This window comes from Actinocorallia libanotica (assembly GCF_039525175.1).
Classification (GTDB): Bacteria; Actinomycetota; Actinomycetes; order Streptosporangiales; family Streptosporangiaceae; genus Actinocorallia; species Actinocorallia libanotica.
Window position 1 is genome coordinate 72894 of sequence record NZ_BAAAHH010000008.1, and the last position, 22351, is coordinate 95244.

A 22351-nucleotide genomic window follows, 5' to 3' on the forward strand; every position below is an offset into this window, starting at 1 on the left:
ACGGGTTACTTCGTCAGGGACAGGGGGGAGCCGACGGTGAGCTTGTCGGATTCCTTGTCCAGGTCGACGACGACCTCGGAGCCGTCGCGGATGGTGCCGTCCAGGAGGGCGCGGGCGAGCTGGTCGCCGATGGCGGTCTGGACGAGGCGGCGCAGGGGGCGGGCGCCGTAGACCGGGTCGTAGCCGGTCTCGGCGAGCCACTGGCGGGCCTCCGGCGTCACCGTGAGGGTGAGCTGGCGGTCGGCCAGGCGCTTGGACAGGCGCTCGACCTGGAGGTCGACGATCTCGGCGAGCTCCAGCTGGGTCAGCGGCTCGAAGAGGATGACGTCGTCCAGGCGGTTGAGGAACTCCGGCTTGAAGGAGGTGCGCACCGTGCCCATGACCGCCTCGCGCTTCTGCTCCTGCGACAGCGTCGGGTCCACCAGGAACTGGGAGCCCAGGTTGGACGTCAGGATCAGGATCGTGTTGCGGAAGTCCACGGTGCGGCCCTGGCCGTCGGTCAGGCGGCCGTCGTCCAGCACCTGGAGCAGCAGGTCGAAGACCTCGGGGTGGGCCTTCTCGACCTCGTCCAGCAGCACCACGCTGTACGGGCGGCGGCGGACCGCCTCGGTGAGCTGACCGCCCTCCTCGTACCCCACGTAACCGGGAGGGGCTCCGACGAGCCGGGCCACCGAGTGCTTCTCGGAGTACTCCGACATGTCGATCCGGGTGATCGCCCGCTCGTCGTCGAAGAGGAAGTCCGCCAGGGCCTTGGCCAGCTCGGTCTTGCCGACGCCCGTGGGGCCCAGGAACAGGAACGAGCCCGTGGGGCGGTCCGGGTCGGCCACGCCGGCCCGGCTGCGGCGCACCGCGTCGGACACCGCCATGACGGCGGCCTTCTGCCCGATGAGGCGCTTGCCGATGTGGTCCTCCATCTGCAGGAGCTTGGCCGTCTCGCCCTGCATGAGCCGCCCGGCCGGGATGCCCGTCCAGGCCGACACCACGTCCGCGACGTCGTCGGGGCCGACCTCCTCCTTGACCATGGCACCGCGGGACTCGGCGGCCTCGGAGGCCTGCTTGATCTCCTTCTCCAGGACGGGGATCTCGCCGTACAGCAGCCGCGAGGAGGCCTCGAAGTCGCCGTCGCGCTGGGCGCGCTCGGCCTGCCCCTGCAGGTCGTCGAGCTTCTTCTTCAGCTCGCCGACCCGGTTGAGGCCCGCCTTCTCCTGCTCCCAGCGGGCGACGAGCGCCGTCAGCTCCTCCTGCTTGTCGGCGAGGTCGGCGCGCAGCTTCTCCAGCCGCTGCCGGGAGGCATCGTCGGACTCCTTGGAGAGCGCGAGCTCCTCCATCTTCATCCGGTCGACGGTGCGCTGGAGGGCGTCGATCTCCACCGGACGGGAGTCGATCTCCATCCGGAGCCGGGACGCCGCCTCGTCCACCAGGTCGATGGCCTTGTCGGGCAGGAACCGGGAGGTGATGTACCGGTCGGACAGCGTCGCGGCCGCCACCAGCGCCGAGTCGGAGATCTGCACCTGGTGGTGCGCCTCGTACCGGCCCTTGAGCCCGCGCAGGATCGCCACGGAGTCCTCGACGGTCGGCTCGTCCACCAGCACCTGCTGGAAGCGCCGCTCCAGCGCCGGGTCCTTCTCGATGCGCTCGCGGTACTCGTCGAGGGTGGTCGCGCCGATCATGCGCAGCTCGCCGCGGGCCAGCATGGGCTTGAGCATGTTGCCCGCGTCCATCGCGCCCTCGGCCGCGCCCGCCCCGACCATGGTGTGCAGCTCGTCGATGAAGGTGATGATCTGGCCTTCGGACTGCTTGATCTCGTTGAGGACGGCCTTGAGCCGCTCCTCGAACTCGCCGCGGAACTTCGCGCCCGCCACCATCGCCGACAGGTCGAGGGCGATCAGCCGCTTGTCGCGCAGCGACTCGGGCACGTCGCCCGCGACGATCCGCTGCGCCAGCCCCTCGACGACGGCCGTCTTGCCGACGCCGGGCTCGCCGATGAGCACCGGGTTGTTCTTGGTGCGCCGCGACAGCACCTGGACGGTGCGCCGGATCTCGGCGTCGCGGCCGATCACCGGGTCGAGTTTGCCCTCCCGCGCGCTGGCGGTGAGGTCGACGCCGAACTTCTCCAGCGACTGGTAGGTGTCCTCGGGGTTCTCGCTGGTGACCCGGGCGTGCCCGCGCACCTTCTCGAAGGCGTCGAGCAGCGCGTCGGGCGTGGCGCCCTGCTCGCGCAGCAGCGTGGCGGACTGCCCGCCGTCGGTGGCCAGGCCCACCAGCAGGTGCTCGGTCGAGACGTACTCGTCCTGGAGCTGCCGGGCCCGTGACGCCGCGGTGTTGAGCGCCGCCAGCAGCGGGCGCGAGCTCTGCGGCGCGGCGACCGTCGAGCCCTTGGCCTTGGGCAGCTGCTCCAGCAGCTCCTCGGTGCGGCGGCGGACGACGGCCGGATCGGCGCCGACCGCCTCCAGCAGCGGCACGGTCGTGCCGTCCTGCTGGGCCAGCAGGGCGGCGAGCAGGTGTGCGGGCTCCACCTGCGGGCTGCCCTCCGAGGCGGCCCGGCGCACGGCGACGGAGACCGCCTCCTGGCTCTTGTTCGTCAGTTTGTAGTCCATCTTCAGCCCCCGGATTCCTGCTGCCGCCAGATGACGACCCCGGCCTGCCTGATCGGCACGAGGTCTCCGCCGCGGCTCTCCCCGCGCAGCTGGGCCAGCCGCGCCGCCACGGCTCGGGTGGATTCGAGTTCGTTGCCGAGCTCCTCGACCATCCGCCGCAACCGCTTCATCTCCGCGTGGAGTTCTTCGTTGGCGTTCTGGAGTTCGAGGATCTTCTGGATGCCCGCGAGGTTGACGCCCTCCTCCTGGGAGAGGCGCTGGATCTCGCGCAGCATGACGATGTCGCGCATGGAGTAGCGTCGACCGCGGCCGGACGTGCGGCCGGGCGACACCAGCCCCATCCGGTCGTAGGTGCGCAGCGTCTGCGGGTGGAGCCCCGACAGCTGCGCCGCGATCGAGATGACGTAGACAGGGGTGTCGTCAGGAAGGTTCACTACCCCTCCTTGGCTTGTCTCACGAGGTCGTCCCGCAACTCCTCACCGCGGTGGCTCCGGGCGAAGCGCTCCAGCGCGTCGCGTTCGTCATCGCTGAGCTTCTGCGGGACCTGCACCTCCACGGTGGCGAGGAGGTCGCCCTTGGTGCCGTCGCGGCGGGTCGCCCCGCGGCCCCTCACCCGGAAGGTGCGCCCGTTCGGGGTGCCCTCCGGGATGCGCAGTTTCACCGGCTGGCCGCCGTGCACCGGCACGAGGATCTCGCCGCCGAGCGTGGCCTCCGGGAACGTCACCGGCACGGTGACCGTCAGGTTGTCGCCCTCGCGGCCGAACACCGGATGCGGGGTGACCTTGAGCTTGACCAGGAGGTCGCCGTACTGGCCGCCGTTCTCGCCGGGCGCGCCCTTGCCCTTGAGCCGGATGGTCTGGCCGTTCTTGACGCCGGCCGGGACCCTGGCCTGGATGGTGCGGGTGCTCATGGCCCGTCCGCTGCCCCGGCAGGTGCCGCAGGGGTCGTCGACGACCATGCCGCGCCCGTGGCACCGGCTGCACGGCTCGGCGAACCCGAAGCCGCCCATGTTGCGGGTCTCCTGGCCGGTGCCCTCGCAGTGCGGGCAGACCTTCGGCAGCGTCCCGGCCTTGGCGCCGGTGCCCCGGCACGTCGGGCACGGGGCCTCGGAGGACAGCCGCAGCGGGACCGTGATGCCTTCGAGCGACTCGGAGAACGTCAGCGTCACCTCGGACTCGATGTCCTGGCCGCGGCGGGTCCGCTTGCCCGCGGTGGTCGACCCGGCGCCCCGGGCGCCGCGGCCGAACAGCCCGCCGAAGATGTCGCCGAGCCCGCCGGGGCCGGCTCCGCCGCCCGCGCCGGCGCTGCCGAAGAGGTCGTTCAGGTCGAAGCCCTGCGGGCCGCCCCCCGGGCCGCGCCGGAAGGCGCCGCCCCCGTAGGAGCGGATCTCGTCGTACTCCTTGCGGCGCTTGTCGTCGGACAGGACGTCGTAGGCCTCGGAGATCTCCTTGAAGCGCTCCTCGGCTTCGACGTCGCCCTTGTTGGTGTCGGGGTGGTACTTGCGGGCGAGCTTCCGGTAAGACTTCTTGATCTCGTCCTGGGTGGCGTTCTTGGCGACACCGAGGGACTTGTAGTAGTCCTTCTCCAGGTAGTCCTTGGTGCTCACCGGCTCCCCTTCGCAAAAAGTGCTTCGGTGCGCCCCGGGGGTGCCGGCACCCCCGGGGCGGTCGGTTCTGTTGTCAGTCCTGCGGGCCCGCGACGACGACCCGTGCGGGCCGCACCACGCGCTCGCCGATCCGGTAGCCCGGCTGGTAGACCTCGAGGATCTGCTCCTCGGTCACGTCCGCCGACGGCACGTGGGTCAGCGCCTCGTGCACGTTGGGGTCGAACGGTTCGCCGACCGAGCCGAACTTCTCCAGGCCGAGCTTGCCCAGGGTCGTCTCCAGGGACTCGCCCACGGACTTGAACGACCCCACCAGCTCGTCGTGCTCGCGCGCCTTGTCGAGGCTGTCGAGGATGGGCAGCAGCTCGGTGACCACTCCGGCGACGGCCTGCTCGCGCACGGCCAGCCGGTCGCGCTCGACGCGCTTGCGGTAGTTGACGTATTCGGCCTGCAGCCGCTTCAGGTCCGCGGTGCGCTCGTCGAGCTCCTGCTGGAGCACGCCGTCCGCGTCCTGCCCGGCCGTCTCATCGACCACTTCCCCGGCCAGGGCCGCGGCCTCCTCCTCGTCCGTCTGCTCGGCGGGAGGAGTCCGCAGCTCGCCGGTCTCAGGATCGATGCGCCGCGAGTCGCGGATCACCGGTTCGTCCTGAGAACTGGTCACTTGGCATCCTTCTCGTCGTCGATGATCTCGGCGTCCACGACCTCGTCGTCCTGCGGAGCCTGCTGCTGCTCCGCGCCCGGCGCGGTCGCGCCGCCCTCGGCCTGCTGCTGGGCGTACAGGGCCGCGCCCAGCTTCTGGGAGACCTGCGCCAGCTTCTCGTTCGAGGCCTTGATGGCGTCGGTGTCGGTGCCTTCGAGGTCCTTGCGGACCTGGGCGATGGCCTCCTCCACCTCCTTCTTGAGGTCCTCGGGCAGCTTCTCGCCGTTCTCCTTGAGGAACTTCTCGGTGGTGTAGGTGGCCGTCTCCGCCTGGTTGCGGACCTCGGCCTGCTCCTTGATCCGGCGGTCCTCCTCGGCGTACTGCTCGGCCTCGCGCATCATGCGCTCGATGTCGTCCTTGGGCAGCGCGGAGCCGCCGGAGATGACCATCGACTGCTCCTTGCCGGTGCCGAGGTCCTTCGCCGAGACGTTCACGATTCCGTTGGCGTCGATGTCGAAGGTGACCTCGATCTGCGGGACGCCGCGCGGCGCCGGGGGCAGGCCGGTCAGCTGGAAGGTGCCCAGCTTCTTGTTGTACGCCGCGATCTCGCGCTCGCCCTGGTAGACCTGGATCTCCACGGACGGCTGGTTGTCGTCGGCCGTGGTGAAGGTCTCCGAGCGCTTGGTCGGGATCGTGGTGTTGCGCTCGATGATCTTGGTGAAGATGCCGCCCTTGGTCTCGATGCCCAGCGACAGCGGGGTCACGTCCAGCAGCAGGACGTCCTTGACCTCGCCCTTGAGCACGCCGGCCTGCAGCGCGGCGCCGACGGCCACGACCTCGTCCGGGTTGACGCCCTTGTTGGGCTCCTTGCCGGAGAGCTCCTTGACCAGCTCGGTCACCGCGGGCATGCGGGTCGAGCCGCCGACCAGGACCACGTGGGCGATGTCGTTGACGCTGACACCGGCGTCCTTGATGACCTGCTGGAACGGCGCCTTGCAGCGCTCGAGCAGGTCGGCCGTCAGCTTCTGGAACTCCGCGCGGGTGAGTTTCTCGTCCAGGTGCAGCGGGCCCTCGGCCGAGGCCGTGATGTAGGGCAGGTTGATCGTGGTCTCCGCGGAGGAGGACAGCTCGATCTTCGCCTTCTCGGCGGCCTCGCGCAGCCGCTGCAGGGCCATCTTGTCCTTGGACAGGTCCACGCCGTGCGCGTTCTTGAACTTGGTGACCAGCCAGTCGACGACCTTGTTGTCCCAGTCGTCGCCGCCCAGGTGGTTGTCGCCGGAGGTGGCCTTCACCTCGACCACGCCGTCGCCCACCTCGAGCAGGGAGACGTCGAACGTGCCGCCGCCGAGGTCGAAGACGAGGATGGTGGCCTCGCCCTCGCGCTCCAGGTGGTAGGCCAGCGCGGCGGACGTCGGCTCGTTGATGATGCGCAGGACGTTCAGTCCCGCGATCTGGCCGGCCTCCTTGGTGGACTGCCGCTGGTGGTCGCTGAAGTAGGCCGGGACGGTGATCACCGCGTCGGTGACCGTCTCGCCCAGGTAGGCCTCTGCGTCGCGCTTGAGCTTCTGCAGCACGAACGCGCTGATCTGCTGCGGGGTGAAGTCCTTGCCGTCGATGCCGACCTTCCAGTCGGTACCGATCTCACGCTTGACCGACCGGATCGTCCGGTCGACGTTGGTGACGGCCTGTCGCTTGGCGACCTCGCCGACGAGGACTTCGCCGTTCTTGGCGAAGGCGACGACGGACGGCGTGGTCCGCGACCCCTCCGCGTTGGCGATCACGGTGGGCTCGCCGCCCTCCAGAATCGCGACGACCGAGTTGGTCGTCCCGAGGTCGATACCGACCGCACGTGCCATCGTCAGAATCCTCCGTTGTTCGTCAGGTCTTGGTCCGGCCTGAAAGAGATCTGCTCCGCCAAGGATGCCTCCACGGGCGATCCGGTGTCAAATCACTTGAGCCACATCGACTCAACTTTCTTGCCGATCTACTGGCAGAACGGTTGAGCCTCCCCAGATGTTCCCGAAACGCCCTTCCCCTTGAGATGGGATGTAACAGGAGCTCTCCGGCGACCACTACCCGGTGTCAGAGACGGCCGGACGAAGGGGGAGGCGCATGACCGACGACCATCGGCGCTTCACCGAGATGTACGACGAGTGCCGACAACGGGTGTGGGCGTACGTGGTCAGCCGGGCGGGCCGGCAGGTCGCCGACGAGGTGGTCAGCGAGACCTTCGCGATCGCCTGGCGGCGGCTGGACGACCTGCCGGACCAGCCGCTGCCCTGGCTCATCGGGGTGGCGCGCAACGTGCTGCGGGAGAACATCAGGGCCCAGGCCCGCCGCGACTCCCTGCAGGCCGAGCTGCGCGCCTGGACCGAAGGCGACCACGCCGAACAGGTGGCCGAGCGGCTGGAGGTGCTGCGCGCCCTGGCCTCCCTCTCGGAGGACGACCGGGAACTGCTCCTGCTCGTCGCATGGCAGGGCCTGGCGGTGAAGGAGGCCGCCGCGGTCGTCGGCTGCGGCCAGACGGCCTTCCGCGTACGGCTGCACCGCGCCCGCAAACGCCTCACGCGGGCGCTCGAAGAACCCTCCGCCCGGGTCTCCCCCCAGGTCCGGATCTCCCCTCAGGAGTGCTCATGAACTCGATGGAACAGCTTCGCGCGGCCCGTCCCGCCCATCTGGACACCCCCACGGACCCCGGGACGCGGTCCCGGGAGCTCGACCACGCCTTCTCCCAGCCGCGGCGGCCGACGTCACGACGCAGCTTCCGGCCCGTCTGGGGCCTGGGGCTTGCGGGGGCCGTGACGGCGGCCGCGGTGGTGGCGGCCTCCTCCGGCCTCTTCGACACCCAGCGGGAAATCTCGATCGCGCCTCCTGACGTTCCGAGCGCCTCGGTGGCCCTCGATGCTCGGACGGTTCTGCTGTCCGCCGCGTTCCAGGCCGAGGCGCAGCAGGAGCAGATCGGCGACTGGTGGCATTCCGAATCCGTCCAGCGCAGCATGTCGCCGGTCCAAGGCGATTCCCCGTACAGCATCTATGAGCTCAACAAGACGGAGATGTGGACGCCCTATGCGCCCGGCGGGGAGCAGGTCAACCGCATGCAGCGGCTCGGATTCGGGTTCCCCTCGCCTGATGACGAGGCGGCTTGGAAGCGGGCGGGCTCCCCGTCCAAGATCTCAGTGGGGGCGCCCAAGCCCGTCAAGAAGGGTGCTCCCGGCACCGCCTCCTACGAGATCGACCGGGAGCCCGGAAAGGCGCGTACCGAGCGCAGCCGGCTGGTCGACGGGGACAAGGTCTTCTGGCTCGGCAAGAACGTCACCATGAAGGAGCTCCAGGGGCTTCCGGGCGACCCGAAGCGGCTCAAGGCGTGGCTCCTCGCCTCCTACAAGGGCCACAGCACCGAGTCCTCCAGCACGCCCATGGCGTCGGACGCCTGGCTCTATCAGGTCACCACCGGCCTGATCGCGGACATGCCGGTGACCCCGAAGGTCAGAGGCGCGGCGTTCCGGATGCTGGCGGAACTCGATTCCGTGCGGGTGGTGGAGAACGTCAAGGACTTCGAGGGCAGGTCGGGAACCGCCGTGACGAGGGAGGAGAAGGCGGGAGGCGGCGGGGTCCTTCGCGCCCGCCTCCTGTTCGACCGGTCGACCGGTCGCGCCCTGCAGACCGACAGCGTGGTCGTCGTGCCGGGCGGCTACCAGAGGAACCTGCCCGCGGGCGCCGTCTGGAACGCCGTGACGATCGTCTCGTCCGGTTGGACGGGAGAAGCGCCGCGATAGGGGGACAATGAGAACACGGAACAGGCCCGTCGCCTCTGGGGGGAACGCGACGGGCCTGTCCGTTTTTTTAGGGGTTAGAAGGTCTTGTGACGGACCGCCCAGTTCCAGCTCGCCTTGTTGTCGCCGCTGGCGTTCGGCAGGTCGAAGCGGTCGTTGACCGCCATGTCGATCAGGCCGCCGGGGATCGGCCCGCAGCCCGAGGCCTTGGGCAGGGCGAAGGTGCTGTCGGTCGTCCACACCTTGAGCATGAGCAGGTTGGCGCGCAGCTGCGGCACGGCCAGGCCGATCACCGGCTTGAGGGTGATGGGGTCGCTGTCGGTGCCCACCCAGCAGTTGCGGGACAGCAGCGGGTGGGTGAAGCGGAACTTGACGCCGAACTCCTTGGGCATGGTGGTGCCGGGGGAGACCTGCCCGGTGGCCTCGATCTTCACCTTGGTGCCCGTGAGGTCCTGGATGTACAGCGGAGTCCCCGGAAGCGGCGTCTGAACGGTCAGCTCACCGCCGGTGAGACTGCCCAGCCGCGCGACCTTGGTCCCGTCGGCGAGCTTGCCCTGCGCGGTGACCAGCCGGATCGGGGAGTCGACCTTGACCCGGACGGAGCCGATGTCGATGGTGCCGTCCAGGACGGTGGCCGCGTAGCAGGTCCACCCGGTGGCGCCGGCGGGCTTGGCCGGGCAGGTGTCGAAGTCCGCCTCGGAGGGGGTGTAGGCGTTCTCGGCGGCGGCCGGAGCGGCGGTGAGCATGACGGAGGCGGCCGCGACGGCGGCTCCGACCGCGGTACGGCGCAGGAGGTTCTTCATCGGAGGGGACTCCAGGTACTTCGGTGGGGTGTGAAAAGGGAACAGGCCCGCCGCCTCTCGGGGGGGAAGGCAACGGGCCTGTTCGTCTGGGGGGAGTGCACACTCCGGGTGAGGAGCGTAACTCGCCGCTTATCGGGAAGTGAATGTCTCGCTGATAACGAATCAGAACGTCTTGTGCCGAACCGCCCAGACGAAGTCGGCGGAGTTGGTACCGCCCGCCGACGGCAGGCCCAGCAGCTGGTCGGGGTGGCCCAGCAGGGGGTAGGCGCTGCAGCCGGTGGACGCCGGCAGGGCGAAGTTCTTCTCGTTCGCCCACACCTTGGCCATCGGGGTCAGCCAGAACAGCCACGGCGTGGAGACGTTGATCTTCGGCTTGAAGACGATCGGGTCGGCGTCCGTGCCGATCGTGCAGTTGGAGCCGAGCAGGCCGCCCGGGCTCCACAGCTGGAACCGCACCTTGAACTCGTCGGGCTCGTTGCCGTTGAGCCCGACGCCGACGAACCGGCCCTCGATCTCCGGCAGGACGGAGAGGATGACCTTGGTGCCCGGCACGACCGTGACGACCTTGAAGTTCTGCGGCTGGCGCACGCCGCCGAACGCGGTCACCTTGGTCCCGTCGGCGAGCGTGCCTTCGGCGGACGTGATCCGCATCGGCTTGTCGATGAGGACGCGGATGTTCTTCTTGCTGCCGAGGGTGAAGCCGCCTTCCAATGCGGTGGAGACGTAGCACGTCCACTTCTCCGCGCCCGCCGGCTTGGGCGGGCAGTCGGCGAAGTCGGCTTCGGTGGGGAAGTAGGACATCTCGGCGCTGGCGGGGGAGGAGGTCAGCCCGAGGGCGAGCGCGGCGGCGCCGACGACGACGCCGATACGACGGAGTTTCATCTGGACGTCCCCTTAGAAGGTCTTGTGGCGGATCGCCCAGGTGGCGTCGAAGTGGTTGCTGGTGGCGTTGGCCTTGCCGATCAGCGTGTTGACGAGCGGGCTCTGGCAGCCGGTCGCCCAGTCGATGGCGAAGACGTCGTCGTAGACCTTGGCCTTGACCATGAGCAGCCCGCCCTGGAGCGAGGGGATGCTCCACTGGATGCGGGGGGCGATGACGACCGGGGCGGCGTCCGAGCCGATCCAGCAGTTGTCGCCGAGGCCGTCTCCGATGATGCGCGCCTTCAGCCCGATCTTGGAGGGGTAGAGGACGCCGGGGGAGGCCTGCCCGGTGGACTCGATCTTCACCTGCCAGCCGGTGGGGTCGGCGACCTCCAGCGGGGTGCCGAGCACGCCGGTGACGAAGGGCATCGCCTCGCCGCGCACCGTGCCCATCTGCGCGACCTTCTGCCCGTTCACCTTGCCCTGGGCGACGGTGAGCCGCACCGCGTGGTTGATCCGCACCTTCATGTTCTTGAGCCGGAACTGTCCGTCCAGCGCCGTCATGACGAAGCACTTCCACTCGGTGGCGCCCGCGGGCTTGGCGGGGCAGTCGGCGAAGTCGGCTTCGGACGGGGTGTAGGGGTTGGCAGCCGACGCAGGTGCGGCGGCGAAGCCGAGGGTCAGAGCCAGTGTGGCGAGCCCGGTCGTGAGGACACGGCGCATGGACTTGCTCCTTGGGGGGTGGGTGAAAGGGGAGGCCGCGCCTGCCTCCTGTTGTCGGTGAGAGTAACCTCACATAACCGGCATTCCAAGATCTGTTGTGTCACGAACGAGAAACGCGGGGTACCTCTAGCGTGGATCAGCCCGCCGACTCGGGGGTTCCGGCGACTTGGCCCACAAGTTACTCGCCGGTACAATCGGGGGCCCCATGTCATGACAGCCTGTAGCGAGCCCTACGCTTCAGCCGATGGCCGTACCTCAGGAGGACGGAACAGATGTTCTGGCTCACGTTGATAATCGGGCTCGCCGGCATTGCGGTGACCCTGCTCCTCGCCGGGAAGCGAGTGCTCTTCCTATGGAACCTGATCCGCAGCGGGCAGCCCGCTCCGGACCGGGTCGCCAGTGTCAAGCGCGACCCCAAGGGTGACGTCGAAGGTCAGGTGACCGAGGTCCTCGGGCAGCGCAAGCTGCTCAAGTGGACCATCCCGGGCCTCGCCCACTTCTTCGTCATGTGGGCGTTCTTCCTGCTGGCCACCGTGTACATCGAGGCGGGTGTCGGCCTTCTCTTCGGCATCGACACCCACATCCCGATCCTGCAGACGTGGGGCCCCATCGGCTTCATCCAGGACTTCATCGCGGTGATGTGCTTCCTGGGCCTGGTCGTCTTCAGCATCATCCGGATCAAGAACAACCCGGCCAAGCTCGACCGCAAGTCCCGCTTCAAGGGCTCGCACAACAGCGGCGCCTGGCTGATCCTGTTCATGATCTTCAACGTGATCTGGACGATGTTCTTCTACCGCGGCGTCCTCGCCGCGCTGGAGACCGTCACCGGCGAGCACTACTTCCCGTTCGGCAAGGCCGCGTTCGGCTCCTACGCCACCGGCAAGCTGTTCGACGGCCTCTCGGCGAACACGCTGGAGATCCTCGCCGGCATCGGCCTGCTGCTGCACATCGGCGTGGCGCTGGTGTTCCTCCTGATCGTGCTGAACTCCAAGCACCTGCACATCTTCCTCGCCCCGCTGAACGTCATGTTCAAGCGCCGCCCCAACGGCCTGGGCGCCGCGCAGCCCGTCCTCAAGCCCGACGGCAGCAGCCTCGACTTCGAGGAGGCCGACCCGGACGAGGACCTGTTCGGCCGCAGCAAGATCGAGGACTTCACCTGGAAGGGCTTCCTCGACTTCGCCACCTGCACCGAGTGCGGCCGCTGCCAGTCGCAGTGCCCCGCCTGGAACACCGGCAAGCCGCTGTCGCCCAAGCTGCTCATCATGGAGCTGCGCGACCACGCCTTCCACAAGGCGCCGTACTACATGGCGACCGAGGAGAAGCAGGGCGCCTTCACCGACGAGCAGCGGCTCGCCATGGAGGTCGACAAGCCGCTCGTCGCCGACGACGGCGTCATCCACCCCGACGTCCTGTGGTCCTGCACGAACTGCGGCGCCTGCGTCGAGCAGTGCCCCGTCGACATCGAGCACATCGACCACATCCTCGACATGCGCCGCTACCAGGCCATGATCGAGTCGTCCTTCCCGTCCGAGGCCGGCGTGATGCTGCGCAACCTCGAGAACAAGGGCAACCCGTGGGGCATGGGCGAGATGAAGCGCCTCGAGTGGATCGAGGAGCTGGACTTCGAGGTCGAGGTCATCGACGAGAAGATCCCCGAGGACGCCGAGTACCTCTTCTGGGTCGGCTGCGCCGGCGCCCTGGAGGACCGCGCCAAGAAGACCACCAAGGCCGTCGCCGAGCTGCTGCACACCGCGGGCGTCAAGTTCGCCGTGCTCGGCCCGATGGAGGCCTGCACCGGTGACCCGGCCCGCCGTCTGGGCATGGAGTACCTGTTCCAGGGCATGGCCCAGCAGAACGTCGAGACCCTCAACGACGCGGGCGTCAAGAAGATCGTCGCCACCTGCCCGCACTGCTTCAACACCCTGGCCAACGAGTACCCGCAGGTCGGCGGCAACTACGACGTCGTCCACCACACCCAGCTCCTGGCCGACCTGGTCGACAACGGCAAGCTCGTGCCGGTGACTCCCATCGAGGAGAACATCACCTACCACGACCCCTGCTTCCTCGGCCGCCACAACAAGGTCTACAAGCAGCCGCGCGACATCATGGCCAAGGTCCCCGGCGTCAAGACGCAGGAGATGCACCGCTGCAAGGACAAGGGCTTCTGCTGCGGCGCCGGCGGCGCGCGCATGTGGATGGAGGAGCGCATCGGCAAGCGCATCAACACCGAGCGCGTCGACGAGGCCCTGGAGACCAACCCGGACACCGTGTCCACCGCCTGCCCCTTCTGCCTCGTGATGCTCGGCGACGCCATCAACGAGAAGAAGACCTCCGGCGAGGCGAAGGAGACCCTGGAGGTCGTCGACGTGGCGCAGCTGCTGCTCCAGTCGATCAAGCCCGCCGCGGTCCCCGCCGGCAAGGAGTGACCGCCCCCCGGTAGTCACTGCTGCTCCGAAGCCCGTCCCCGCTGCCTGGGGACGGGCTTCAGGTCTTCCGGGGCCGTGATGCGGTAGCCGTCGCCGTCCAGGGCGACGCCGCCGAACTCGCGGGCGATGGCCAGCGCGGTGCGCCCCAGCCGGTGGGTGTCGGAGGAGTGCAGGTCGCACGTGACATGGTGCTCGTGGACCTTGCGGACGAGCAGCGAGACGAGGCCGCCGCTGTAGAGGTCGGTGTCCGGGGTGGCGGTGTGGGTGACGTCCTCCACGAGGCTCGCCAGCCGCTCCGGCTCGGGCCGCCGCGGCAGGTAGACGGTGACCGTCTGGTCCTCGTCCTCCCGGTACGTCACGGCCTTGCCGTCCTGGAACCACAGGCCGCCGAGCCGCCTGGCCAGGCCCGCCACCAGGCCGTGCGGCCCTTCACCCACATAGGCCACGGCCCAGCCGTCGGGCAGCCTCGCTCCCCGGGCCAGCCTGGGCGTCACCTCGAAGGGGCCTTTGAGCAGGGCGGAACCCGCGACGACGACACCGTCCTGCTGCCGTGCCTCCGGGGCGAACAGCCGGACGGTCTCCAGGAGCCGCTGGGGCACCTCGGGCAGCAGCAGGGTCGGTCCGCGCCGCACCCGCCAGGCCAGGCCCTTCCTCACATGCACGATGGGTGTGACGTTGAATACTTTCCCCGCGACGACGGCGTTGCAAGGTTGTTACCGATTGCTGGTTTAACCGTTGAGGTCGACCCAGACCGGTTCCACGTCTCCCGCCTTCAGGATGCCCTCGCCGTCGAGGACGGAGTAGGTGCCGGTGAAGTAGAGGCGGCGGAAGCCCGTCTCGGCTATCAGACGGGCGCAGGCGGGACAGGGGAACGTGGTGACGTAGAGGTCCGCGCCCTTGAGGGAGAGGCCTTCACGGGCGGCCGTGGCGACGATCGTGGCCTCGGCGTGGATGGCGGTGGAGAGGTCGGCGCGAAGGCCGCGGCGGAACTCGTTGCGCGGGTCGCCGTCGAGGTAGGGGGAGTACTCGGTGGGGTGGTGGTGGTTGTGGGCTTCGGCGAGGATCTCGCCGTCCCGGACGGCCACCGCGCCCACCTGGCGCCACCAGTCGGAGCTGCGGTCGGCCTGGACCCGGGCCTTCCGGATGAAGTGCCTGTCGAACTCGTCCCCGGTGATCCGGGCCGAGCCGACCGGGGCCTCCTCCAGACTCCACGGGCGGTCCCAGCGGAGGAAGGTGCGCTCGAAGTCGGGCTTCAGGCCGTACCTGTCGGCCAGCTCGCGCATGATCTCTTCGTGGGGCATGACGAGGCGCCCGGTCAGGGCTCCGGGGAGGTCCGCGGGCTCGATGACCCTGACCCTCGGAGGGCCGCCGAGGTAGGCGGCCGCCCTCGCGGGGTCGAGGGCGCGGATGTCCTTGCGGAGGGCGGGGAAGAGGTCGTGGAAGCCCCTGCCGAGGAGGAGCACCTCGTCGGCGTCCTCGTGGCGTTCCAGGAACCGCTCGTAGCCGGCGTGCAGGACCGGGAGGTAGAGGACGAGCTGCTTTGCGCCGCTCGCGCTCATCGCTCGGCGTTCTCGGCCAGGCCGAGCTGGATGCGGCGGAGGCGGGCCGACGTGCTGATCGTCGCCATGCGCTCCAGGACCCGGACCTCGCCGCAGTACTTCGCCTCCAGCTCGGCGATCTGCTCGGGGGAGTAGGTCTCGGCGGTGGCGACCAGGACGTCGGGGCGGACCGCCTTGATCAGCGCCCACTTCTCGTGGTCGCGGTCCTTGAGCGTCACCAGGCCGACGCCGCGCTGGTGGGTGACCATGCGGAGGCGCTCCATCTCCGGGACGGCCGGGCGGTGGGGGCCCTTGCGCTCGCGGATCTTGTCGTCGCTGTCGACGCCGACGATGAGGAAGTCGCCGAATCCGCGGCAGGCCTCCAGGTACATGGAGTGGCCTTCGTGGAGGATGTCGAAGGAGCCGTTCGTCAGGACGATGCGGTTGTCGACGGCGCGGAGGGCGTCGACGATCTCGCTGATGCGGTCGTAGTCCTGGACGTAGCGGAGCTCGAAGTTCGAGGCGTCGTCGAAGAAGTCGCGGCTGACCAAGGGGCGCTTCTTTTCGGTGCTCCTGGTCACTTCGTGGGTTCCTCCCGGTCGGCTGCAACGTTTCATGCTATCGCGCCGGTGTCGTGACCTGCTGGGGCTTGTGTTCAGCGCTGTCGGCGCGCTGGTGCAGGACGGGAGGGGCGGGAGCGGTAGCCTTATTGTGGAGGGTCGTGTGATCACGTGCCTTCCATTGTCATCTTGAGACTCCCGGAAGGTCTTTCATGCGTTACTTGCCCTATGCGGAGCGGACTCCGGACGGGCAGTACCGGGAACTCCTCCGGCGGGTGCTCGACGAAGGCGTCCGCGTGCCGACCCGCCAGGGTCCCGCCGCGCTGACGCTGATGCAGCAGACGATGCGCTTCGACCTCGCCAACGGCTTCCCGCTGATCACCGAACGCTCGCTGGCGTCGTTCTGGCGCAAGCCCATCGGGGAGCTCTGCGCCTTCATCAACGGCGCCACCACCCTGAAGGAACTCGCCGAGTTCGGCTGCGACTGGTGGGACGCCTGGGCGACCGACGCGAAGACGTCCAAGCGCGGCCTCGCCCCCGGCGAACTCGGCCCCGGCTCGTACGGCGGCGCGTTCCAGGCCTTCCCGTCGCTGGAGCAGCCGGAGGGCTTCGACCAGTTCCGCCACCTCGTCGAGCAGATCCGCGAACTGCCCGGGGACCGCACCCACTTCGTCAGCCCGTGGATCCCGCAGTACCTGGTGCGCGGGACGGGCAAGACGCCCAAGGCGACCATCGCCCCCTGCCACGGCTGGGTCCACGTCCGCGTCCTGGACGGCAGGCTCCACCTGCACATGTTCCAGCGCTCCGGCGACCTCCCGATCGGCGTACCGTCCAACATGGTGCAGTACGCCGCGCTCCTCCTGATGCTGGAGCACCTGACGGGCTACGAGGCGTCGACGTACTACCACACGATCTCCGACGCCCACATCTACGAGGACCAGGCCGACTCCGTCCGGCTCATGCTGGACCGCGAGCCCCGCGCCCTTCCCACCGTCCGGCTCAACGACGCCGGCCTCGCCGTGACGGACGTCCACGGATTCCGCGGCGAGCACTTCGACGCGGCCGACTACGACCCGCACCCCGGCATCCCCCGAATCCCGGTGGCCCCATGACCCTCAACCTGATCGTCGCCGCGGCCGCCAACGACGTCATCGGCAGGGACGACACCCTCCCCTGGCACCTCCCCGAGGACCTGCGGCACTTCAAGAGGCTGACGACCGGCAACGTGGTCGTGATGGGCCGCAAGACCCACGACTCCATCGTCGCCCGCCTCGGCCGCCCCCTTCCCGGCCGCAGCACCGTGGTGATCACCCGGAACCCGTCCGACGTGGCCCCCCACCCCGACGTCACCGTCGTCCGGTCCGTCCCCGAGGCCTTGGAGGCGGCCGAGGAGCTCGCCGCGACCAGCGGATCCGAGATCTTCGTCTGCGGCGGCGCCTCGATCTACGCCCAGGCGCTCCCCGACGTCGACCGCGTCCACCTCACCCGCGTCCACCGCGAGGCAGAAGGCGACACCGCGATGCCGGCAGGCTGGCTCACGGGCTTCACCGAGCGATCCCGCCAGGACCACCCCGACTACTCCTTCATCGAATACACACGATGACGTTCTACTGCTTCGCCAACCACCGCACCCCCGAGCAGCTGGCCGAGATGCAACGCCTCGAAGCCGCCGGCATCTGCCTCTTCTGCCCCGAGACCTTCCGCAAGGAAGGCACACACGAGGCCCTGTGGGAAGGCGACCACTGGACCATCACCCCCAACGCCTACCCCTACAAGGGCACCGCCCTCCACCTGCTCCTGCTCCCGCACGAACACGTGGAAGATCTCGCCGACCTCGGCGAACCCGCCCAACTGGAGCTCTTCACCGCCCTACGCTGGGCCCGCTCCGCCTACGACCTGACCTACTACGGCCTGGGCGTCCGCAACGGCGACTGCCACCACACCGGCGGCACCATCCGCCACCTCCACGCCCACCTCCTGGTGGGCGACCCGGCCCCCGAAGCCCCACCCGTCAGGTTCCGCATGAGCTCCTGACCCACCCGCTCGCGGGTTCCGCTACTATGACATGCAGACGTCTCCCCGGAGACTCACGCGGATGTAGTTCAATGGTAGAACTTCAGCTTCCCAAGCTGACAGCGCGGGTTCGATTCCCGTCATCCGCTCTCATTGCCAAGGCCCAGCTCAGGACTTGAATCCAGAGCCGGGCCTTCATCGTTTCCAGGGTCGTTTGACCGACTTGGGCAATTAACCGGCGATCAGCCATTTTTTTATCGCGCCGCCCTCCACGTCTTGGTCCCTCGCTACGCTCGGGGCTGTGCTCTCCGGGGCTCTGCCCCAGACCCCGGGCGAGGGGCTCCGCCCCTCCCGCACCCCGCCGTGCAGGAACGTTCTTCTCACCCGTCCAAGAGCCTCAGACCGTGCTCCGTTCAAGAGCGTCGGGGGTGCTGTCGGCAGTGCTCCGAGCCTGGCGGCTCGTACGCCCCGCCTTCCGGCCTGTCAGAACGGCCCGTCCTCGGCCTGCGTCGCCTCAGTACTCGTCGGATTCTTCGCAGGCGCAACTTCCATGAAGCCTCCACCGAATCACCGTGCGATCCGCTTTCTACTCGATCTCCACTTCGCCACCGCAGAGCTCCGCCACCACGACCAATCCACGGCCCGACTCCTCCAACTGCTCGATGGCTCCCACCTCGCCCGATCCCGGTACAGGAACCCTCACCCGAGCCGTAGGCGCGGCGTGATGCACCAGCATCCCCGTCACCCGCCCCCACACATGCGTCACGACCACGCTCACCTGCCCGCCGCCACCATGCTCGGCGCAGTTCGCGAGCAACTCCGACAGCACAGTCACGCAGTCATCCCGCAGAGGACACAGAGGTGGAAGTACTTCCCGCAACCACGCTCTCCCCGTCCTCACCTGTGCCAGCTCGGCGAGGAACCCCCGCTCTCCCGCCCAGCGGACCAGACCGTCTTGCACGTCTTGCCACGCTGAGCACTCGTTTTCGAGCCGAAGCTCATCTCCCGACACTTGCGCCCCTCGAAACAACACCGTTTCCGAAAGCAGGCTGGCATCAAGTGATTACCCTTGGTTGTCCCTCGGGACAGTCAAGACAGTCTGAGGAGCTTTCGAATCCCTTCGGATGCGCACAGCAGGTCGAAAGGCCTCCGCGGATGATCGTGAGAGGTCTTCTGCCGACGATTTTGTCGTCGGAGCATTGGCCGATCTTCGGTTCGTTGTGGCGCTGGAGGAATCCGGGGGGCAGCGAGAAACCGCGTCGGGGCGGATCGGTTCCCCCCCCCCGAGGCACCGCCGGCCAGGTCCCGGGAGGGATCATCCACGCCGATCACGGAACGCAGTTCACCTCGTGGACCTTCACCGAACGCGCACGCAAGGCAGGCCTGCTGCCCTCCCTGGGCACCGTCGGCGATCCGTACGACAACGCCGTGGCCGAGGCGTTCTGGGGACGCCTGCAGACCGAACTCCTCGACCGGCAACGCCGGCGGACCCGCGTCGAACTCGCGAACGCGATCTTCGAGTACATCGAAGGGTTCTACAACCGCCGGCGACGCCACTCCGCCCTGGACTGGATGAGCCCACTACAGTTCGAAACCACCACCCGAACGTCGAGCCCGATCTCCTCACCAGCGAGTCCGTGAAACCGGGGGAACATCAGCCCGGCCGTCGAACGGGGGGACCTCAGAGCAATAGTCAAGGCCTGTGGATCAAGTCAGTTCGGTTCTTCCAGCTGAGGTAGCCGAAGCCTTGCGGTGTTTCGGACTCGGCGGGTTCGTCCGTGGTCGCTGAGAAGTCTGAGGGCATCGGGCGAGGAGATGATCTGGGTGGTCGTGGCCATGCGCTGGAACCAGTCGGAGGCGCCGGTGATGTCTTCGGCGGCCCAGGGTTCGCCGAGGGCGATCGATCGGAGCAGGCCCCACTCGCGGAGTCGTCGGGTGAGGAAGTCGCGCTCGGTGATCACGGTGGTCATCGTGTGGGCCCAGGCGGTGAATGCCGGAGTGGTCAACAGTTGCGCGGCTCGGCGGTCCAGATGTCGGCCCACGGCGCTTTCCGCCATCGCGGCGTCCTGGTCGCGCAGCACGACGGCCACGAGGCCGGCTTCGTCTGCCTCGTCGGCGGCCTCCAGATCGTGCAGGTAGTGAGCGAAACGCCGATGTTCGGCGGGCTCTTCGTCGAGATGCGAGATGTTCATGCGGCTCGTCCTTCGGGTCGTTCGACGAGTTTGCCGCGTGCGAAGGCGGCTTTGGTGCGGACGAGGGCGAGGAAGCGGGGTGCATTGACCGCGCGCCGGCGGCCCTGGGCTGATCCGATCAGCTTGAATGCCATGGTCGGCCTGGCCGCTTGAGAGCCGGGCCCCTTGGTGACCTTGGTGTGGTGCCGGACGGTGGCGAACGTCGACTCGATTGGGCTTCCCCACAGCACGGCCACCTACGGTGAGATGAGTCAGTCGGCATCTCGCAGGGCGCATTCGTGGGCTGAAGCCGAGAGAGGCGCGATCGGCCGAGCGCTGTGCCGTGTCAAGGCGGCGGCCGCGTGCAATTAGCCAGGGTGAACAGGGGGCACTCGCAGGCAGGCGGATCAGCAGGTCAGGGCATGTGGGAGGGCATCTCCACTTGATTCCCGAGCTGACAGCGCGGGTTCGATTCCCGTCATCCGCTCTCCTTGCCAAGGCCCAGCCCAGGGCGTTGATCCGGAGCGGGTCCTTGATCGTTTCTGGGCTGTTGATCTGGCGTGGGGCGATTAACGGGTGATCTCGGTCGTCCAGGCTTTGAAGCGCTGACGAAGCTCGTGGGTGCGGGCCGTTGAGAGCCCGTGGACGGCGAACGCCTGATCGGGAAGGCGATCGAGGGCGTTGAGCGCGAGCAGGAACATCTCGGACTCGAAGCCGGGATCCGCGTTGGCGGCGAGGCGCAGCAGGTCATCAGTCGTGTAGCGGCCGCTCCGAAGGATCGCCTCCACATCGACGAAATCACGTACTTCCGCCCTGCTGTAAAGCGCTGCGGCTTTGTTGCCGACAGCGTCGTCGGGGTGCAGGACGGGACCTACGGCCAGCGTGACAGGTGCATGTGCCCGCCAGTCGATGCCCAGCTCCACCTTCACCGAGCGGTCGTCGGGTGAAGTGAGCAGCAATCGGACGAAACTGTCCCCGACAAGGGCCGTCTCGACGCCGAAGCCCTCGCGACGGTAGGCGTCGACCGCAACCGTGACGGCCTCTTGGAATTGGGCTCTCGCTTCGTTCACTGTGAACAGATCGACGTCCTCTGAGACACGGTCGAGAAAGCCGTGTGCTTGAACGGCGTAGCCGCCGGCGAGCGCGAACCCGTACTCGCCGGTCGCGGCGAGGCCGATACGTGTCACCAGTTCATGGAGAGGATCCATCTCCGACTACGCGGCCGTCGCCAGGGCCGGGAACCTGCTCTCCCAGAGGCGACGCACCTGTACGGGCAGGTAGAGGCGTCCCCAGCAGCGGATGAGAGTCCGGGCGTCGAGGTAGGCGGCGAGATCCTCTGGAGAAGAGGCCTCCCGGATCACCCGCTCATACATCAGCCCGAGTTGAGCCGGGTCGTTGAGGTCGTAGACATGCTGCTCGGACCAGTCGAGGTGACGGGGCAGCTCGACGACACCGGAGACGGGCCCGGTCAACTGGGCCAAGTCCTCCGGTACCGCATAAGTCCGCCTGTCCGCGTACCTCATACATCCAGTGTGCACCAACGAACGACCCAGCGCAGCAAGCAACCGAATGACATGCAGGTCTGCCGGATCGCCGTGCAATCAGCCAGGGTGAGCAGAGGGCGGTGGGGAGCACTTGCTTGATTCCCAAGCTGACAGCGCGGGTTCGATTCCCGTCATCCGCTCTCATGGCGAAGGCCCAGATCAGGAGGTGAATTTGGAGTCGGGCCTTCATCGTTTTCAGGGCCGTTTGAACTGTCTTGGGCAATTAACGGTGATCAGCCGTCTTCTGTCGCAGCCCCGTCCTGTCTTCCACGTCTTGATCCCTCGCTACGCTCGGGGCCGTGCTCTCTGGGGCTCTGCCCCAGACCCCGTGGGAGGGGCTCCGCCCCTCCGGAACGTTCTTCTCACCCGTCCGAGAGCCTCAGCCCATGCTCCGTTCAAGAGCGTCGGGGGTGCTGTCGGAGGTGCTCCGAGCCTGGCGGCTCGTACGCCCCGCCTTCCGGCCTGCCGCGGCGGTCGAACCCCAGGGCGGCTCGTTGTCTCAGAACAATGGGTCGGAGGAGAAGTCGATGTCCGATCATTGCCAGCGCTTTCGGGTGTCGGCGGGCACGCTGGTGGCATGACCAATCCATCTGCGACTGACTCGGTGGCCGTTCTCAGCGGCATGTATGCGGCTGAGGCGAAATACCTGGCGGCTGGGGGGCCGGGTGAGGCTTCCTTTGATCTGCTCGCTCCTTTCTTCTCGCCCGATGTCGTCTTGCATCAAGCCGATGCCTTGCCCTACGGAGGTGTCTGGCGCGGGCATGCGGGCATGGAGCGGTTCTTTTCGGAGATGAGCCGGGCGTGGGAGTCGTTCGACATGGTGCGGCAGGAGTTCCTCGCCACTGGCGAGACCGCGGTGGTGCTCACCGAGGTCCGCGCCCGTTCTCGTGCCAAGGGCCATGAGCTCGTCTTCCCCATCCTGCAGACGATCACGGTAGAGGAGGGTCGGATCACCGAGGTCCGTCCGTTCTACTGGGACACGGCCGCGATCGCCGATGCCTGTGCGGCATCGGAAGGAGAGGAAGGCGGTGGCGGTGAATGACGGTGCGGCTGATGTGTCGCTTCCGAACCTCGGGGTCTGCAACGGCCTCGAACGGCT

At 68.2% G+C, this 22351-nt stretch carries 23 protein-coding genes, 1 tRNA gene and 2 pseudogenes; 10 read left to right on the forward strand and 16 right to left on the reverse strand.

The features are described from left to right. Positions 1-5: 5 nt before the first annotated feature. The 5 genes from clpB to dnaK all read right to left on the reverse strand — a co-directional run bounded on the left by clpB (position 6) and on the right by dnaK (position 6696). A complete protein-coding gene (clpB, locus tag ABD140_RS12515; protein WP_344240128.1) occupies positions 6-2597 on the reverse strand; it encodes an ATP-dependent chaperone ClpB in 2592 nt (863 codons plus the stop codon). Positions 2598-2599: 2 nt separating this feature from the next. Next, positions 2600-3031, reverse strand: a complete 432-nt coding sequence (locus ABD140_RS12520) for a heat shock protein transcriptional repressor HspR (RefSeq protein WP_344240130.1) — start codon at positions 3029-3031, stop codon at positions 2600-2602. After that, positions 3031-4203 carry a molecular chaperone DnaJ gene (gene dnaJ / locus ABD140_RS12525; protein ID WP_344240132.1) on the reverse strand — a complete coding sequence of 391 codons (1173 nt, stop codon included), beginning with the start codon at positions 4201-4203 and terminating at the stop codon, positions 3031-3033. The genes ABD140_RS12520 and dnaJ overlap by 1 nt, the downstream gene beginning before the upstream one ends. Before the next feature lie 73 nt (positions 4204-4276). Then, positions 4277-4861 (reverse strand): nucleotide exchange factor GrpE, encoded by a 585-nt coding sequence (grpE, locus tag ABD140_RS12530; protein ID WP_344240134.1) that lies wholly within the window; start codon positions 4859-4861, stop codon positions 4277-4279. Beyond that, on the reverse strand, positions 4858-6696 hold the full coding sequence (gene dnaK, locus ABD140_RS12535; protein WP_344240136.1) for a molecular chaperone DnaK: 1839 nt from the start codon (positions 6694-6696) through the stop codon (positions 4858-4860). Before dnaK ends, grpE begins: the two co-directional genes overlap by 4 nt. Positions 6697-6952: 256 nt before the next feature. Here dnaK and ABD140_RS12540 point away from each other — a divergent pair, with 256 nt between their 5' ends. Together ABD140_RS12540 and ABD140_RS12545 are read left to right on the forward strand one after the other, a co-directional pair. Further along, entirely contained in the window at positions 6953-7477 is a 525-nt protein-coding gene (locus ABD140_RS12540) for an RNA polymerase sigma factor (RefSeq protein ID WP_344240138.1), read from the forward strand. After that, positions 7474-8616, forward strand: coding sequence for a CU044_5270 family protein (locus ABD140_RS12545; RefSeq protein ID WP_344240140.1), 1143 nt, complete (start codon positions 7474-7476; stop codon positions 8614-8616). Before ABD140_RS12540 ends, ABD140_RS12545 begins: the two co-directional genes overlap by 4 nt. Positions 8617-8690: 74 nt before the next feature. Here the strand turns inward: ABD140_RS12545 and ABD140_RS12550 are convergent, their stop codons facing one another. The 3 genes from ABD140_RS12550 to ABD140_RS12560 all read right to left on the reverse strand — a co-directional run bounded on the left by ABD140_RS12550 (position 8691) and on the right by ABD140_RS12560 (position 11000). Continuing rightward, on the reverse strand, positions 8691-9416 hold the full coding sequence (locus tag ABD140_RS12550) for a hypothetical protein (RefSeq protein ID WP_344240142.1): 726 nt from the start codon (positions 9414-9416) through the stop codon (positions 8691-8693). 162 nt (positions 9417-9578) lie between these two features. After that, entirely contained in the window at positions 9579-10298 is a 720-nt protein-coding gene (locus tag ABD140_RS12555) for a hypothetical protein (RefSeq protein ID WP_344240144.1), read from the reverse strand. Positions 10299-10310: 12 nt separating this feature from the next. Continuing rightward, entirely contained in the window at positions 10311-11000 is a 690-nt protein-coding gene (locus ABD140_RS12560) for a hypothetical protein (RefSeq protein WP_344240145.1), read from the reverse strand. A 272-nt stretch (positions 11001-11272) separates the two neighbouring features. Here ABD140_RS12560 and ABD140_RS12565 point away from each other — a divergent pair, with 272 nt between their 5' ends. Beyond that, entirely contained in the window at positions 11273-13426 is a 2154-nt protein-coding gene (locus tag ABD140_RS12565) for a (Fe-S)-binding protein (RefSeq protein WP_344240147.1), read from the forward strand. A gap of 14 nt (positions 13427-13440) precedes the next feature. Here the strand turns inward: ABD140_RS12565 and ABD140_RS12570 are convergent, their stop codons facing one another. The 3 genes from ABD140_RS12570 to ABD140_RS12580 form a co-directional block, all read right to left on the reverse strand. Further along, entirely contained in the window at positions 13441-14088 is a 648-nt protein-coding gene (locus ABD140_RS12570) for a hypothetical protein (RefSeq protein WP_344240149.1), read from the reverse strand. 66 nt (positions 14089-14154) lie between these two features. Next, positions 14155-14985, reverse strand: a complete 831-nt coding sequence (locus tag ABD140_RS12575) for a deoxycytidylate deaminase (RefSeq protein ID WP_344240151.1) — start codon at positions 14983-14985, stop codon at positions 14155-14157. Then, positions 14982-15545, reverse strand: a complete 564-nt coding sequence (locus tag ABD140_RS12580; RefSeq protein ID WP_344240153.1) for an adenylyltransferase/cytidyltransferase family protein — start codon at positions 15543-15545, stop codon at positions 14982-14984. The genes ABD140_RS12575 and ABD140_RS12580 overlap by 4 nt, the downstream gene beginning before the upstream one ends. 191 nt (positions 15546-15736) lie before the next feature. Between ABD140_RS12580 and thyA the strand changes: the two genes are divergently transcribed. The 4 genes from thyA to ABD140_RS12600 all read left to right on the forward strand — a co-directional run bounded on the left by thyA (position 15737) and on the right by ABD140_RS12600 (position 17686). Further along, positions 15737-16636: a thymidylate synthase gene (gene thyA, locus ABD140_RS12585; protein ID WP_344240156.1), complete on the forward strand. Its 900-nt coding sequence runs from the start codon at positions 15737-15739 to the stop codon at positions 16634-16636. Further along, positions 16633-17127, forward strand: coding sequence for a dihydrofolate reductase (locus tag ABD140_RS12590; RefSeq protein ID WP_344240158.1), 495 nt, complete (start codon positions 16633-16635; stop codon positions 17125-17127). Before thyA ends, ABD140_RS12590 begins: the two co-directional genes overlap by 4 nt. Continuing rightward, a complete protein-coding gene (locus tag ABD140_RS12595; protein WP_344240160.1) occupies positions 17124-17558 on the forward strand; it encodes an HIT domain-containing protein in 435 nt (144 codons plus the stop codon). Before ABD140_RS12590 ends, ABD140_RS12595 begins: the two co-directional genes overlap by 4 nt. 57 nt (positions 17559-17615) lie before the next feature. Further along, a tRNA-Gly gene (locus tag ABD140_RS12600) sits at positions 17616-17686 on the forward strand. 437 nt (positions 17687-18123) lie between these two features. Here the strand turns inward: ABD140_RS12600 and ABD140_RS12605 are convergent. After that, the gene (locus ABD140_RS12605; RefSeq protein ID WP_344240162.1) at positions 18124-18372 is read right to left on the reverse strand and encodes a hypothetical protein; all 249 of its coding nucleotides are present in this window, start codon (positions 18370-18372) and stop codon (positions 18124-18126) included. Positions 18373-18842: 470 nt separating this feature from the next. On the opposite strand from ABD140_RS12605, the pseudogene ABD140_RS12610 reads away from it, so the two are divergent. After that, positions 18843-19178, forward strand: a pseudogene (locus ABD140_RS12610) (transposase); the annotation flags it as partial. Positions 19179-19249: 71 nt separating this feature from the next. On the opposite strand, the gene ABD140_RS12615 reads toward ABD140_RS12610, so the two are convergent. From ABD140_RS12615 to ABD140_RS12630, 4 genes and pseudogenes are all read right to left on the reverse strand, one after another. After that, positions 19250-19729 carry a hypothetical protein gene (locus ABD140_RS12615; RefSeq protein WP_344240164.1) on the reverse strand — a complete coding sequence of 160 codons (480 nt, stop codon included), beginning with the start codon at positions 19727-19729 and terminating at the stop codon, positions 19250-19252. Then, positions 19726-19947, reverse strand: a pseudogene (locus ABD140_RS12620) (IS256 family transposase); the annotation flags it as partial. The pseudogene ABD140_RS12620 and the gene ABD140_RS12615, both read right to left, overlap by 4 nt. 330 nt (positions 19948-20277) lie before the next feature. Further along, a complete protein-coding gene (locus ABD140_RS12625; RefSeq protein WP_344240166.1) occupies positions 20278-20895 on the reverse strand; it encodes a nucleotidyl transferase AbiEii/AbiGii toxin family protein in 618 nt (205 codons plus the stop codon). A 27-nt stretch (positions 20896-20922) separates the two neighbouring features. Further along, positions 20923-21189 (reverse strand): hypothetical protein, encoded by a 267-nt coding sequence (locus ABD140_RS12630; protein ID WP_344240169.1) that lies wholly within the window; start codon positions 21187-21189, stop codon positions 20923-20925. A gap of 449 nt (positions 21190-21638) precedes the next feature. Between ABD140_RS12630 and ABD140_RS12635 the strand changes: the two genes are divergently transcribed. Together ABD140_RS12635 and ABD140_RS12640 are read left to right on the forward strand one after the other, a co-directional pair. Further along, the gene (locus tag ABD140_RS12635; protein ID WP_344240171.1) at positions 21639-21833 is read left to right on the forward strand and encodes a hypothetical protein; all 195 of its coding nucleotides are present in this window, start codon (positions 21639-21641) and stop codon (positions 21831-21833) included. Beyond that, entirely contained in the window at positions 21830-22294 is a 465-nt protein-coding gene (locus tag ABD140_RS12640; RefSeq protein WP_344240173.1) for a nuclear transport factor 2 family protein, read from the forward strand. The genes ABD140_RS12635 and ABD140_RS12640 overlap by 4 nt, the downstream gene beginning before the upstream one ends. The last annotated feature ends 57 nt before the right edge of the window (positions 22295-22351 follow it).

Coding starts and splice junctions, on each gene's coding strand:
- clpB (WP_344240128.1), bottom strand. CDS start 2,597: ATGGACTACAAACTGACGAACAAGAGCCAGGAGGCGGTCTCCGTCGCC.
- dnaK (WP_344240136.1), bottom strand. CDS start 6,696: ATGGCACGTGCGGTCGGTATCGACCTCGGGACGACCAACTCGGTCGTC.
- ABD140_RS12540 (WP_344240138.1), top strand. CDS start 6,953: ATGACCGACGACCATCGGCGCTTCACCGAGATGTACGACGAGTGCCGA.
- ABD140_RS12545 (WP_344240140.1), top strand. CDS start 7,474: ATGAACTCGATGGAACAGCTTCGCGCGGCCCGTCCCGCCCATCTGGAC.
- ABD140_RS12550 (WP_344240142.1), bottom strand. CDS start 9,416: ATGAAGAACCTCCTGCGCCGTACCGCGGTCGGAGCCGCCGTCGCGGCC.
- ABD140_RS12555 (WP_344240144.1), bottom strand. CDS start 10,298: ATGAAACTCCGTCGTATCGGCGTCGTCGTCGGCGCCGCCGCGCTCGCC.
- ABD140_RS12560 (WP_344240145.1), bottom strand. CDS start 11,000: ATGCGCCGTGTCCTCACGACCGGGCTCGCCACACTGGCTCTGACCCTC.
- ABD140_RS12565 (WP_344240147.1), top strand. CDS start 11,273: ATGTTCTGGCTCACGTTGATAATCGGGCTCGCCGGCATTGCGGTGACC.
- ABD140_RS12575 (WP_344240151.1), bottom strand. CDS start 14,985: ATGAGCGCGAGCGGCGCAAAGCAGCTCGTCCTCTACCTCCCGGTCCTG.
- thyA (WP_344240156.1), top strand. CDS start 15,737: ATGCGTTACTTGCCCTATGCGGAGCGGACTCCGGACGGGCAGTACCGG.
- ABD140_RS12590 (WP_344240158.1), top strand. CDS start 16,633: ATGACCCTCAACCTGATCGTCGCCGCGGCCGCCAACGACGTCATCGGC.
- ABD140_RS12595 (WP_344240160.1), top strand. CDS start 17,124: ATGACGTTCTACTGCTTCGCCAACCACCGCACCCCCGAGCAGCTGGCC.
- ABD140_RS12615 (WP_344240164.1), bottom strand. CDS start 19,729: ATGAACATCTCGCATCTCGACGAAGAGCCCGCCGAACATCGGCGTTTC.
- ABD140_RS12635 (WP_344240171.1), top strand. CDS start 21,639: ATGCTCCGTTCAAGAGCGTCGGGGGTGCTGTCGGAGGTGCTCCGAGCC.
- ABD140_RS12640 (WP_344240173.1), top strand. CDS start 21,830: ATGACCAATCCATCTGCGACTGACTCGGTGGCCGTTCTCAGCGGCATG.